This is a genomic window from Flavobacterium sp. (genome assembly GCF_046155325.1).
Lineage (GTDB): Bacteria > Bacteroidota > Bacteroidia > Flavobacteriales > Flavobacteriaceae > Flavobacterium.
In genome coordinates, this window is sequence record NZ_JBJXDQ010000005.1 from 1 (window position 1) to 14,512 (window position 14,512).

Genomic DNA, 14,512 nt, shown 5'->3' on the forward strand with positions numbered 1-14,512 from the left:
TTCCATTGTAGATGTTGCTCTACCAGATGATAGTGTTCTTAATGTTGTTACATAACCGAACATTTCTGATAATGGCACGTCTGCTTTGATGGTTTTTGCACCTGCTCTGTCACCCATATCATTTACTTGACCTCTACGACGGTTGATATCACCTACGATATCTCCCATGTTTTCTTCAGGTGTAATCACTTCCATTTTCATGATTGGCTCTAGAACAATTGCACCAGCAGCTTTTGCTACTTCTCTGTAACCCATTCTAGCAGCAAGTTCGAATGAAAGAGCGTCAGAATCGACAGGGTGAAAAGATCCGTCCAATAAAGTTACTTTCAAACTATCTACTTGGTATCCTGCTAAAGGACCTTGTTTCATAGCCTCACGGAAACCTTTTTCTACAGATGGGATATATTCTTTAGGAACGTTACCACCTTTAACTGCATTTACAAATTGTAATCCAACAGGAGCTTTACCATCAACCTCATCAGCTGGTTCTAATCTAAATACAATATCACCAAATTTACCACGACCACCTGATTGTTTTTTATACGTTTCTCTATGTTGAGCCACTTTTGTAAAAGCTTCTTTGTATTCTACTTGTGGCTCACCTTGATTTACCTCAACTTTGAATTCACGACGCATTCTATCAACGAGAATGTCCAAGTGCAATTCTCCCATTCCTGAGATAATTGTTTGCCCTGAAGCTTCATCAGTTCTAACTGTAAACGTTGGATCTTCTTCAGCTAATTTAGCTAAAGCCATACCCATTTTATCAACGTCAGCTTTTGTTTTAGGCTCAATTGCAATACCAATTACTGGCGCAGGGAATTTCATTGACTCCAAAATAATTGGGTGTTTTTCATCACACAAAGTATCTCCAGTTTTAATGTCTTTAAATCCTACAGCCGCTCCAATATCACCTGCTTCGATATAATCGATTGGGTTTTGTTTGTTTGCGTGCATTTGGTAGATACGTGAGATTCTTTCTTTGTTTCCTGAACGTGTGTTCAATACATAAGAACCAGCATCTAAACGACCCGAATACGCACGGAAGAAAGCTAAACGACCTACGAATGGGTCGGTAGCAATTTTGAACGCTAAAGCAGCGAATGGCTCTTTAACATCTGGCTTACGAATTATTTTAGTTTGATCTTCCTCTAGTAACTCAGCGTCATCAGGATGAATTCCTTCGATACCTGCTTTATCCATTGGAGATGGTAAGTATTTACATACTGCGTCTAACATGAATTGAACTCCTTTATTTTTAAAAGAAGAACCAGCAATCATAGGAATGATAGCCATATCCATAACAGCAGCTCTTAATGCAGTATTGATTTCTTCTTCTGTAATAGACTCTTCGTCTTCCATGAATTTCTCCAATAGATTTTCATCATAATCCGCTACTGCTTCAATAAGAATAGATCTGTATTCTTTTACTTCAGCAAGCATATCTTCAGGAATAGGTACAATTTCAAATGTTGCTCCCATTCCCTCATCATCCCAAACAATAGCTTGGTTTCTTACTAAATCTACAACACCTTTGAAATCATTTTCCTCACCTATTGGCAAAGTTATCGCAACTGCGTTAGATTTCAACATATCTCTAACTTGTTGACATACCATCAAAAAGTTAGAACCTTGACGGTCCATTTTATTAACAAATCCGATACGTGGTACATGGTACTGATCTGCCAATCTCCAGTTTGTTTCTGATTGTGGCTCTACACCATCAACAGCACTAAACAAGAAAACCAACCCATCAAGTACACGTAAAGAACGATTTACTTCAACAGTAAAATCAACGTGTCCTGGGGTATCAATAATATTAAAATGATATGGTAATGTTTCAGGTAAAACTTTACCTTGTGTAGTTGGAAAATTCCATTCACAAGTTGTAGCAGCAGATGTAATTGTGATACCTCTTTCTTGCTCTTGCGCCATCCAGTCCATTGTTGCAGCACCATCGTGCACTTCACCAATTTTATGTGACTTTCCGGTATAGAATAATATACGCTCTGTTGTTGTTGTTTTACCAGCATCAATATGAGCAGCAATTCCTATGTTTCTTGTATATTTTAAATCTCTAGCCATTTCTTCTTAATTAAAATCTAAAATGTGAGAATGCTTTATTTGCTTCAGCCATTTTATGAGTATCCATTCTCTTTTTAACAGCAGCACCTTCTTCTTTAGCCGCAGCTAAACATTCTGACGCTAGTCTTTGAGCCATAGATTTCTCATTTCTTCTTCTAGAATAAAGTATTAACCACTTCATTGCCATAGAAATTTTTCTATCTGGTCTAATTTGCATTGGAATTTGGAATGTAGCTCCACCTACTCTACGACTACGTACTTCTACGTGAGGCATAACGTTTGTTAAAGCATCTTTCCAGATGTCTAATGATGGTTTTTCTGCATCTTGCTTTTTTGTTTCTATAATGTCAATTGCATCATAAAAAACTTTAAAAGCTGTTGATTTCTTACCGTCCCACATTAAGTTGTTCACAAAACGGGTTACCAATTGGTCATTAAACCTTGGATCTGGTAAAAGTGGTCTTTTCTTTGCCGCTCTTTTTCTCATGTTTTCTTTTTAATTTTTTTATCCGTATTTGATATCAGAAAATATAATTTTCTGTTACAGACGCGATTAATCGCGACTCTACCGAAACATGAATAATTTTTAAATTACTTTTTTGCTTCTTTTGGGCGTTTAGCACCATATTTAGATCTTCTTTGCGTTCTTCCAGCTACACCTGATGTATCAAGCGCACCACGAACGATGTGGTATCTAACTCCTGGTAAATCTTTAACCCTTCCACCCCTAACTAATACTATCGAGTGCTCTTGGAGATTGTGTCCTTCTCCAGGGATGTATGCATTTACTTCATTACCATTTGTCAAACGTACACGCGCAACTTTACGCATGGCTGAGTTTGGTTTTTTTGGTGTAGTAGTGTAAACACGCGTACAAACCCCTCTTCTTTGAGGACAAGAATCTAAAGCAACCGATTTACTCTTCTTAGTTATCTGAGTTCTTCCTGTTCTTACTAATTGTTGAATTGTTGGCATAATTAATACTAAAAATTTCTTATATAATAAACTTCCCGCTTTTTACGGGGTTGCAAATGTAGAAAATATTTTTCACTAAACAAATCATAATTCATAAATTTTTTTTCTAAGTAAATATTTGTAATTTAACGAAATACATAAAAACATTTATTGCTAGCTCAGAATTAAAAAAAACAATACTTTTAGAACAATTCCGTTTTAAATATATCTTTATGGATAGTGCTCAAAATTTTGTTTTTTTGAACCACTTTATTAAAATTTAGCCTTTTGAAAACCATCTATTTTCTGTTTTTTTTGGTTACTTTCAACTCAAATAGCTTTGGGCAAAATTTTCAATTAAATATAATTGGAATGTCAAAATATGAAAATAAAGTACTGGATTCTTTACAATACCTTCCCTCCCACCAAAACATCAAATCTATAAACGATGAAATAAAAAATGTTGCTCAAACATTATCAAAAAAAGGCTATTTAGAATGTCAATTTATTGAAAACAAAAAAGTAAATGATGCTACTTATATTGCAAAGTTTGATTTAGGAGACCGAACAAATACTATACATATATATATAGGTAAAAACAAGGCGATACAAAATGAGTTTTTGAAACAACAAAATGAAATTGTCGGGCTTTTAGAATTAGCAAACGGAAAAGATACCCTAAAAATACCTATTGTTGAATTAGAATCTTTTTTAAACCAAGCAACACAAAAATTAGAACAACAAGGATTTGCGTTTGCAAAACTGAAACTGATCCATTTAAGAAGTCAAAATAAAGTTTTATATTCAGAATTACAATATGATTTAGGTAAAGCTCGAATACTAAATTCTATTATCGTAAAATACAACAATTCGGATAAAAAAAATAGTTTACCAAATGGACATCTAACTCAAATGAATCTAAAATATAAAAACAAGATTTTCAACAAAAAAGTAGTGAATACTATATATGAAGATTTTGAAAAATTTCGATTTGTAAGCCAAGTAAAATACCCTGAAATTTTATTTACTAAAGACACCACTAAAGTTTATATATACCTTGACAAAAGAAAATCGAATACTTTTGATGGCTTTATTGGTTTTGCAAACAACAACAATAATAAAATTAGATTTAATGGCTATTTAGATATCACGCTCGAAAATGCATTAAAATCGGGCGAGCAATTTTCATTTTATTGGAAAAGTAATGGGAATGACCAAAAGACATTTATATCCGGAATCGAAATACCCTATTTGTTTAAAAGTCCTTTGAGCTTAAAAGCAAAAATCAATATCTTTAAACAAGACAGCACGTTTCAAAACACAAAAACAGCTTTAGGTTTAGGGTATTATATTGATTATAATTCTAGAATTTACCTAGAATATCAAGAAACTGAATCTAGTGATATACAAAACACCAACAATACAACACTTAGTGATTATAAAAACTCATTTATTACATCAAATTTTGAGTATTTGAAATTCGATTTTAAAAATTCAAATTTTCCGGTGAAATCTAAACTTTCCATCAATTTTGGAATTGGAAAAAGAACAAACAATGATTTAAACACAGCTCCTATATCCATAAAACAATTTTACATCAATTTACAAGCTTCACATAATTTTTATTTAAACCCTAAAAATTGTATTAACATTAAATATCATAATTATTTCTTAAAGAGTGACACTTACATTATAAATGAACTTTTCCGCTTTGGCGGAATCAATGCTATTCGTGGTTTTACAGAAAACAACTTTCAAGCAAATTTTATGACAGCTATTCAATCAGAATATCGGTATGTTTTATCGCCGAGTTTGTACTTACATTCCATACTAGATTTTTGTTCTTTTGAAGACGATAGCTTGAACACTAAAAATGATTTAATAGGTATTGGACTAGGAATGGGTGTCAATACAAAATCAGGTTTACTCAAATTAGCTTTCGTCAATGGTATTACTAAAAACCAAGCTATTAAATCATACAATACTCTTTTTCACGTAAGTTACAATGTAGAATTTTAACAATAGCACCCAAAAAAAATATTTTTATAACAATATGAATTGATATTGATAAATGTTAATGTTAAAATAAGTTAAAAAAAGAATGAATATTATTTGGTAAATTAAGAAATTATTAAGAAATTTGGATAACTAATTCAAAATATACAAACAATGAAAGTAAAGTTTAAAGGATTCTTAGTACTCATAGTAGTGCTATTCGCGCAATTATCTTTTGCGCAAGAGAGAGTTGTTTCAGGTGTTGTTTCTGATAATGCGGGCATGCCTCTGCCAGGCGTGAGTGTGTTAGTAAAAGGAACGCAAACTGGAACACAAACTGATTTTGACGGAAAATATTCCATCAAAGCATCACCAAACCAGATCTTGATTTTTAGTTACATTGGAACTAAAACACAAGAACTAACCGCAAGTTCGGCTAAAGTTAATGTAAAGTTAACAAACGATTCTGTAGAGCTTGAAGGCGTAGTGGTTACTGCTTTTGGAATTAAAAAACAAAAACGAGCTTTAGGTTATGCAACTTCTAATATAAGCTCAAAAGAACTTACAGAGGTCACAAACACTAACCTGTTTGAATCGTTATCTGGAAAAGTTGCCGGTGTTGACATCACTGCACCTGCACAAGTTGGAGCATCCTCAAAAGTTGTAATAAGAGGATTCAATTCGTTTGGAGGCGCAAGCCCATTATATGTTGTTGATGGTACACCAATAACTAATGGAAGTTCTAGTGGAACTGGAAATACAAGAAGTTATGATGCTGGAAATGGTATTGGAGACATTGACCCTAATAACATTGAGAGTATGTCTATCTTGAAAGGAGCTGCTGCTTCTGCTTTGTATGGATCAAGAGCTTCAAATGGAGTAATATTGATTACAACTAAATCTGCAAAAAATAAGTCTAAATTATCAGTAGAGTTAATGTCTTCTGGTGATGTTTCTGAAGTTGCTAGAATTCCTCATCTTCAAAATGATTTTGGTCAAGGATGGAATGGAAAATCATGGTCTAGCTGGGCTAATAGTCCAAATACTGCAAGTAATGAAAATGGTTCTTGGGGACCTAAATTCAATGGCGAGACAAGATTATGGGGAGCTATAATCAACGACGCCCAACAAATTAAACCATATGTTGCTTTAGAAAATAACATCAGAGATTTTTTCGAACTTGGTAATACATTTACTAATAACGTAAGAATAAGTGGTGGTGGAGAAAAATCTAATTTCTCTATAAATTTTAATGATGTTAAATCAGATGGTATCATTCCAACTGGGGCAGATTCTTATAATAGAAAAACATTTGGTTTAAATGGAGGTGTTTCAGAAGGTAAAATGAGCATAAAAGGTACTATAACCTACGTTAAAAAAGATCAAAATGCTGTAAATACTGGCCAAGGTGCAGATGCTGGAGAAGGTAATACTTTAACTCAAGAATTACTTCAAATTCCGAGAGACGTAAGTGTAGTTGATTTAGAGGATTATACTAATAATCCATATAATTCAAATAGCTACTATTTTTCTCCTTACACAAACAATCCATATTGGTCTGTTAATGAGAATGCCACAATAATTGATGGTAATCGCTTTTTTGGAAATACAAATATATCATATGAAATCAACAAGAACTTTTCTGCAAGCTATCAAATTGGTGGTGATTACAGAACAGAAAAAGTTAAATCATATGGCGCAATAGTTAAATTCATTACAGGTTCTCCACAACAACTAGGAGGTGCAAATGAAGTTGTTGGTGGTGTTACAGAAACTTCGATAGAAAATATTGAATTTGATTCGAATTTTATTTTAAATTATACCGGCAACATTAATGAAGATTTTAGTGTAAATGCGCTTGTAGGTTTTAACTCCAATCAAAGAAAAAATTCTATTTTAACGGCCTCAATTACAAACTTAGATATTCCAAATTTTTATGAGTTATCCAACTCTTCAATAAAGCCTGTAGTTGGTCAAAGTAACTTAGAGAGAAAATCTTACAGCGTTTTTAGCTCTTTTGAAACATCATATAAAAATCGTGTTTTCTTAACTTTAACTGGACGAAATGACTGGACGTCAACATTGCCAATAGGGAATAATTCTTATTTTTATCCATCAGCAAGTATAAGTGGAATTGTAGTAGATAACCAAGATTATTTCGTAAAATTAAGAGCTGGTTATGCTCAACTAGGAAACGATACAAGCCCATATCAAACAGAATCATCTTTGATTCCTGGTAATGCAGGACTTGGTTTTGGAAATATTTTTCTTCCAATAGGAGGCGTTAACGGATATGAATCAGCAGGTAACTTAGGGAATGCAAATTTAAAACCAGAAAGAACTACAGAAATTGAATTTGGTTTTGAAACAAATTTATTCAAAAAAAGAGTGAACCTGGATTTAGCTGTATACGACAAAACAACTAAAGACGTTCTATTTCAAAGACCTTTAGCTACTTCTACAGGTTATGTATCTCAAACTGCAAATATTATCGATTTACAAAATAAAGGAATTGAGATTTCATTAAATTTAGTTCCTGTAAGAACAGCAAATTTCCAATGGGACTTCACCACTACTTTTACAAAAAATCTATCTGAAGTACTTGATATTGCAGGAGATACTAAAAAGCAATTACTTGCTAGTAATTACGCTGTAACTTTCAACGCTATTCAGGGAGAACCATTAGGTACTTTTTCATCATTTACTCCTCTAAAAAACGACCTAGGACAATACATAGTAAATGCAGCAACAGGTTATTATGAAGTTTCTACCGACGAACAAATTATTGGTACTTCTCAAAGAGATTTTGTAATGGGATTAAATAACAAAATGACTTTTAAAAATATCGTTTTTACATTTGGACTTGACTGGAAAGAAGGTGGTGAAATGTATTCTTATACTAAAAGATTGTCGCATTTTACAGGAAATGGAATCGAGACCATCTATAATGATAGAAACACATTTATTATTCCAAACTCTGTTGTTTTGAATGGAAACGGTACTTATTCGGAGAATACTACCCCAATCTCAACAGATGCTGTTACAGATTTCTGGAATTCTGCACAAAATCCTGGAGTAGAACAAACTCATATTATTGACAAAACATTTGTTAGACTTAGGTCAGTAGGTTTGACTTATAACTTTCCATCAGCCATTGTTAAAAAATTGGGATTACAAAATGCTGCGTTTAGTATTTACGGGAAAAATTTAGCTCTTTGGACTCCAGCAGGAAATCCTTATATTGATCCGGAATTATCTACATTCGGAGCTGGATTAGCAAGTGAGCAAGGAGAATTTGGAGCAAATCCAACGCAAAGAACTTATGGTGCTAGCATTAAACTAACATTTTAAAAAAGAAAAAAAATGAAAAAATTTATAATTAGTATATTAGTTTTATCGACTACTTTCATAGGATGTAGTGATTTAGATATAAATAGAGATCCAGATACATTAGATTCTAATGCCGCACCGCTTTCTGCACAATTACCAGCAGGTATTACAGGTGTAATTGGGTCAGAGGGAGCTTCTATTGCAATCATCGGAGGTATGTGGTCTCAATATTGGACTCAAAGTAATGCCGCAAATCAATATAAAGATATTGATAATTATTCTATAGGTACATCTGACTATAATTTTGCTTGGAACGGAATGTATGATGCTTTAGGAGACATCAGAAATGTGAAAAGAAGAGCATTAGCTGATGAGAATTGGAACTATTATTTAATAGCAACTACTCTAGAGGTTCAGGCCTCTCAAGTATTAACAGATTTATATGGTAGTATTCCATATAAAGAAGCTAACAATATTTCAATATTAGAGCCAAAATTCAATACTGGAGAAGAAGTTTATACCTATATGATTGAAGATCTAAACGATGCTCTTTCAAAGTCATTAGCTTCATCCAAAGGGCAATTACCAGCAAATGATGATTTGATTTATCAAGGCAATATGACTAACTGGACAAAATTCGCCAATACTTTAAAGTTAAAAATATTTATGCGTCAAACTTACAGCTCTAGAGCTGCAATTGCCAACGCGGGTATTGCTCAAATGGTAACTGCGGGTACGCAATTTTTAACTGTCGATGCTGGAATGAATCAATTTACAGATGCTATTAATCAAAGTAACCCTTTGTTTGAATACAATAATCGAAGATTGAATGTGGCAACTAACTTAAGAATGAGTACTACACTAGCTTCCTACTTTGATATTAATAGTGATACTAGAAAAGCAGCTTACTATTTAGCAGGAAATGCTCTAAACCAAGGAGATTATAATAATCCTGTTGGCGCAGGAACAATTGCTATAGTTAAGTTGAGTGCTACTACACCTGCTCTTTTAATGAGTAAAGAAGAGAGCTTGTTTTTACAAGCAGAAGCTATGGAGAGAGCTAATGGAGGAACAGGAGCAAAAGCATTATATGATGCCGCTGTTTTAGCTAATTTTACTAGACATGGATTAGTTGGCACAACATTTGTTTCAGGTGCTTATGCATACCCAGTCGGAACATTGGAACAAAAAGTTGAGGCAATAATCACCCAGAAATGGATTGCTAGTTTCCCTGGAAATGGTTTTGAAGCATTTTTTGAAAAAAACAGAACAAATTATCCAAAAACTTCTGCAGTAGCTCAATCTGCCGGAGGTTATATAGCTGGACAATTTGCATATTCAAAAACGGGAACTACTGCAGGATTATTACCTAGAAGAATGACATATCCTCTTTCAGAAAGAAATGCAAATACAAATGTTCCTGCACTAATACCAATAACAACCCCAGTTTGGTGGGATTAATTCTTAAAATTATGAAAAAGATAATCATAGCACTTTATATTACAGGCTCTTTTTTTACAGCTTGTACAACGGTTGATACAGCTGATGTATCTAGAATAACTTATTTTCCTATTTTTACAATTTCTGGAGCTAATCCATATTTTGTCCAACAAGGTACAACTTATGTAGATCCAGGAGCAGTAGCTAAGGCCGGAACAGTTGTTGTTCCTCATACAGTTGCGGCAGCTGGAAAATATAGAGGAGCAACAACTATGGATACTAACAAAGTAGATGAATATTTATTGAATTATACAGCAATCAATTCAGATGGATTTGCTGGAAAAGCGTCCAGAAAAGTTATTGTATATAAAAATGGAGATTTAGTTAATAGCATTGAAGGACTGTATACTTGTACTATAAGTAGAAATGGAGTTACTCCAAGTGCTGCTTATATAAATATTAAGTATATATATATCTGGAAAAACACAAACGGCACTTATGAAGTATCTGATGCTTTTGGTGGCTGGTATGAATATGGAAGAGCACTAGGTTTAGGTTATATAACTCCTAAAGGAACCATAAATGCTGTTGATATTTCTACAAATTCATTTACATTTCCAGGAAATCCATTAGCAAATACTGGTTTTGGTGGCGTAGCCAACATTACTGATTTAACAGTAAATGCTGCAACTAAAACATTAGTTCTTAAATGTGGTTGGGCTGCCCCAACTGTATATGCATTTGTTGCAACATTAACACAAGTACAACCTTAATAAAATAAAAAATGAAAACAATAAAAAACAATATTATAAAAGTACTTTTTGGTATTCTTATATTCGCTTCATTCTCATCCTGTGATGAGGCAGGTGACCCAAATCCTGGTGGAACAACCACTCAAGATTTTGCTGGTGATTGGTACATCACAATTACAAATGCAGCCGGAGCTGTTGAAGTTGATCATGCATTACATCATACATACAATACCTCTGCAAACGACAACACAATGTGGATAGATGATGATAAACATGGCTGGTATATAAAATGTAAAATAACTATTAACACTGCAGATGGAACTTTTACTGCTACAGCACAACCTAACATTATCGATAGCGGAACTGTTACTATTACAGAAGGAAAAATCGAAAAAGGGGCTGGTCTGTCAAAAGCTGGTCATGTTGTAGACAAAATTTCATTTAAAGCAGTATTCAGTTATGATACAGCTACTAAATTGACATTTGTTGGTCATAAAAGAACTGGATTCTTAGAAGACGAATACTAGGTTTTGATAATTCTAAAAACCACCACTTCATAAGTGGTGGTTTTTTTAAATCTTTTGCCTTATAGAAAAGTGCAAGACTTCTTGTTTAGAGGATATAAAAAATAGAAAAGTCTTCGATAAAGTATTTATACAAAAAGAAATACAGGTCAAAAATAATATTACAAAAGTTTTAAAATTCAAAAAACTGGACAAATATGGAATCTAATTACATATTTGTCCAGTTTTTTAAGAAAAATAAAATCTAAAAACCGGAATAAGAGCCATTATATAGGTAATACAAGCAGTTAAAAAATGATTATCATAAAAAGAAGAAATAGCCAAAAATTTTTAGAATCGAAAAAAGTATTAACTAATGCATAAGTTTTATATCTTTGATAAATAATTTGTTGTCACTAAGACAAAATAAAATGAGTACTACAGAAATAAAACTTTACGATTTTTTCAGAAAAGATTTAAAACTCGACGACAATAGAGCTAAAATTTTTACGGAAATTTTATATGAAAGCATAGAAAACAATACTATAAGAAGTAATACTCAATACAAAAGCTAATTGCAATCTGATTTACAAAAAATGGAAATGCAATTAAGAACAGAAATAAAAGCCACCAAAACCGACATGATAAAATGGTTTTTTGCTTTTTTTGTAACACTGGTAATAATGATTTTAGGACTGTATGCAACGATATTGTTAAAATAAATCTCAAAGAATAGTAAGAAACCGCTCCCAAATAGAGCGGTTTTTTTATACAATAATTTTCTTATTTTGACTATTTACTATCAATAGTCAAAAAAAAAATAAAGTTAAATCGTTCTCTTTTCCTTACCTTCGCACCATGGAAAAAGAACATTTAATATTCGGTATACGAGCCATTATCGAGGCAATACAATCAGGCAAAGAAGTTGATAAAGTCTTCATTCAAAAAGAAATATCCGGCGAATTGATGAAAGACTTAATGAAAGTCATGAAACGTGCCAACGTAAATTTTTCTTATGTGCCTGTCGAAAAATTGAATCGTTTAACTCCTAACAACCACCAAGGTGCAGTAGCTTCTATTTCACCAATAGGCTTCATAGATTTGGAACATTTAGTAGAAGCTACGATTGAATCAGGAAAAGTACCTTTGTTTTTAATATTAGATCAAATATCCGATGCACGTAATTTTGGAGCTATCATCAGAACTGCGGAATGTACAGGCGTAAACGGAATTATTGTTCAAAAGGCGGGTTCAGCCCCAGTAAATGGCGATACCGTAAAAACATCGGCGGGTGCAGTGTTTAATGTACCCATTTGTAAAGTAGAACACATCAAAGATGCTATTTTTTACCTGCAGGGTTCAGGAATAAAAACAGTAGCTGCCACAGAAAAAACAGATCAAAATATATATGATGTCGATTTAAAAGAAGGCGTTGCTATTATTATGGGTTCTGAAGATAGAGGAATAAACCCTTCCGTACTGAAAATTGTGGATGAAAAAGCTAAATTACCCATGTTTGGAACCATTGGTTCGCTGAACGTTTCCGTGGCTTGCGGTGCGTTTTTATACGAAGTAGTGAGACAGAGAAATTAGGTTGCAGATTGCAGGTTTCAGATTGCAGGTGGCAGATTGCAGGTTGCAGGTTGCAGATAGCAGTTTTAAAATATCATAAATGAATCAAGACTCCGGTTTTGATTCATTTTTTTCGTTTGAAACGATGGTGTAATCTACAAGGGAGTTTGATGAAAAATAGGGAGGGAATTCGTCTTCCGGCTCCACTAATGGTATATTCACAAAATTGCCGTCTTCGTCAAATCGTTGCATGAATTTGTCTTCTATCGGATTAAAATCAGGATGTTCCCAATCGTATTTGATTATTTTCCTATATTCAGGGGTTTTATAAAGTATAGAAAGTACGAATCCTGTAATTAATCCTGCCAAATGTCCTTCCCAGGAAATTTTTTCATCTACTTTCGGGAAAATATACCAAACCATACCTCCATATACAATTACTACGGCGAGTGATAAAGCTACCAATCGATAATACTTGGTTTGAACTCCTTTAAAAAAAATAAAACTAACCAAAACATAGATTAAACCGCTGGCGCCAATGTGGTAATTATCCCTACCTATAATCCAAGTAATTAATCCCGAAAGTAAAATTCCATAACCTAAAATTGCCATGGATTGTCTAGTATAAAAATACCGCAAAGCTGCCAACAAGACCAAGAGCGGAATAGAATTGTTATACAAATGCTCAATATTGGCATGGATGAAAGGACTAAAAATAACACCTTGCAAACCTAAAAATGTTCGGGGTAAAATTCCGTTTTCAGTAAAATCAAAATCAAATCTGATTTCCAACCAATAAACAAACCACAAGATCAACACAAAAAAAAGTGGAAGTGCTATGACAGAATTAGAATATTTGAAATGATTATCGTTCATTAGAAAGTTTAATTGAAGGAGTTGAGCTATATAAAAAATACAAATCAAAAATTTGTCCAAAAGCAAGTTAGTGCTATTTTGTCATATTTCAGAAAAATGAGAAAAGAAATAGATGATAGATGATAGAGAAATAGCTTCAAAAAAAAGCAGTATTTTTACCAAAGTTATTTTTGATTTCAGATTGAAGATTAACGAATTCAGATTTCAGATATAAAAACAAATGAAAGCACCACTTGCAGAACGCATACGTCCTCAAAAACTGGAAGACTACATAAGCCAATCCCATTTGGTTGGGCCCAGCGGTTCGTTAACGCAACAAATCGCGAAAGGGATTATTCCATCGTTGATTTTTTGGGGACCGCCGGGAACGGGGAAAACGACTTTGGCACAAATCATTGCGCAGGAATCGAAACGCCCTTTTTATATTTTGAGTGCCATCAATTCGGGGGTAAAAGACATTCGCGAAGTAATTGAAAAAGCCAAACAAAGTGGCGGACTTTTCACTGCAAAAAATCCAATTCTTTTTATTGATGAAATTCATCGTTTTAGCAAATCGCAACAAGATTCGTTGCTTGCCGCAGTGGAAAAAGGTTGGATCACACTCATTGGTGCCACAACTGAAAATCCAAGTTTTGAGGTAATTCCCGCCTTGTTGTCCCGATGTCAAGTGTATGTTTTGAATGCTTTTACCAAAGACGATTTGGAAACATTATTGCACCGCGCCTTGACCACCGACGCTTTTTTGGCAACAAAAAATATTAAATTAACCGAAACAGAGGCGCTGTTAAGACTTTCAGGAGGTGATGGACGCAAACTATTGAATATTTTTGAACTGATCGTAAACGCATCCGATGAAGACGAAATTTTCATCACTAACCAAAGGGTTTTTGAACTTGTACAACAAAATACAGTTTTGTATGATAAAAGTGGGGAACAACATTACGATATTGTTTCAGCTTTCATAAAATCGATACGAGGAAGCGATCCAAACGGTGCCGTTTATTG

General features: G+C 33.5%; 12 protein-coding genes. 8 read left to right on the top strand and 4 right to left on the bottom strand.

Translation table 11 applies throughout. The features are described 5' to 3' along the window. From fusA to rpsL, 3 genes are all read right to left on the bottom strand, one after another. Positions 1-2,085, bottom strand: a 2,085-nt coding sequence (gene fusA, locus ACKVOD_RS00585; protein WP_409207540.1) for an elongation factor G, incomplete at its 3' end; no start/stop codon positions are given. 10 nt (positions 2,086-2,095) lie between these two features. Then, the gene (rpsG, locus tag ACKVOD_RS00590) at positions 2,096-2,572 is read right to left on the bottom strand and encodes a 30S ribosomal protein S7 (RefSeq protein WP_194312446.1); all 477 of its coding nucleotides are present in this window, start codon (positions 2,570-2,572) and stop codon (positions 2,096-2,098) included. 104 nt (positions 2,573-2,676) lie between these two features. Beyond that, positions 2,677-3,060, bottom strand: coding sequence for a 30S ribosomal protein S12 (gene rpsL, locus ACKVOD_RS00595; protein ID WP_007136570.1), 384 nt, complete (start codon positions 3,058-3,060; stop codon positions 2,677-2,679). A 351-nt stretch (positions 3,061-3,411) separates the two neighbouring features. Between rpsL and ACKVOD_RS00600 the strand changes: the two genes are divergently transcribed. From ACKVOD_RS00600 to rlmB, 7 genes are all read left to right on the top strand, one after another. Continuing rightward, positions 3,412-5,058 carry a hypothetical protein gene (locus ACKVOD_RS00600; RefSeq protein WP_409207541.1) on the top strand — a complete coding sequence of 549 codons (1,647 nt, stop codon included), beginning with the start codon at positions 3,412-3,414 and terminating at the stop codon, positions 5,056-5,058. Between the two features lie 150 nt (positions 5,059-5,208). Continuing rightward, positions 5,209-8,385: a SusC/RagA family TonB-linked outer membrane protein gene (locus tag ACKVOD_RS00605; protein WP_409207542.1), complete on the top strand. Its 3,177-nt coding sequence runs from the start codon at positions 5,209-5,211 to the stop codon at positions 8,383-8,385. A 12-nt stretch (positions 8,386-8,397) separates the two neighbouring features. Then, on the top strand, positions 8,398-9,825 hold the full coding sequence (locus tag ACKVOD_RS00610; protein ID WP_409207543.1) for a SusD/RagB family nutrient-binding outer membrane lipoprotein: 1,428 nt from the start codon (positions 8,398-8,400) through the stop codon (positions 9,823-9,825). An 11-nt stretch (positions 9,826-9,836) separates the two neighbouring features. Then, complete coding sequence (locus tag ACKVOD_RS00615) at positions 9,837-10,577, top strand: immunoglobulin-like domain-containing protein (RefSeq protein ID WP_409207544.1); 741 nt, start codon at positions 9,837-9,839, stop codon at positions 10,575-10,577. Between the two features lie 11 nt (positions 10,578-10,588). Then, positions 10,589-11,083 carry a lipid-binding protein gene (locus tag ACKVOD_RS00620; protein WP_409207545.1) on the top strand — a complete coding sequence of 165 codons (495 nt, stop codon included), beginning with the start codon at positions 10,589-10,591 and terminating at the stop codon, positions 11,081-11,083. Positions 11,084-11,490: 407 nt separating this feature from the next. Next, the gene (locus ACKVOD_RS00625; protein WP_409207546.1) at positions 11,491-11,634 is read left to right on the top strand and encodes a hypothetical protein; all 144 of its coding nucleotides are present in this window, start codon (positions 11,491-11,493) and stop codon (positions 11,632-11,634) included. A 283-nt stretch (positions 11,635-11,917) separates the two neighbouring features. After that, the gene (rlmB, locus tag ACKVOD_RS00630) at positions 11,918-12,652 is read left to right on the top strand and encodes a 23S rRNA (guanosine(2251)-2'-O)-methyltransferase RlmB (RefSeq protein ID WP_409207547.1); all 735 of its coding nucleotides are present in this window, start codon (positions 11,918-11,920) and stop codon (positions 12,650-12,652) included. Positions 12,653-12,736: 84 nt separating this feature from the next. Here the strand turns inward: rlmB and ACKVOD_RS00635 are convergent, their stop codons facing one another. Further along, positions 12,737-13,507 (bottom strand): rhomboid family intramembrane serine protease, encoded by a 771-nt coding sequence (locus ACKVOD_RS00635; RefSeq protein WP_409207548.1) that lies wholly within the window; start codon positions 13,505-13,507, stop codon positions 12,737-12,739. Between the two features lie 220 nt (positions 13,508-13,727). On the opposite strand from ACKVOD_RS00635, the gene ACKVOD_RS00640 reads away from it, so the two are divergent. After that, a partial coding sequence (locus ACKVOD_RS00640; protein WP_409207549.1) for an AAA family ATPase occupies positions 13,728-14,512 on the top strand: 785 nt, incomplete at its 3' end.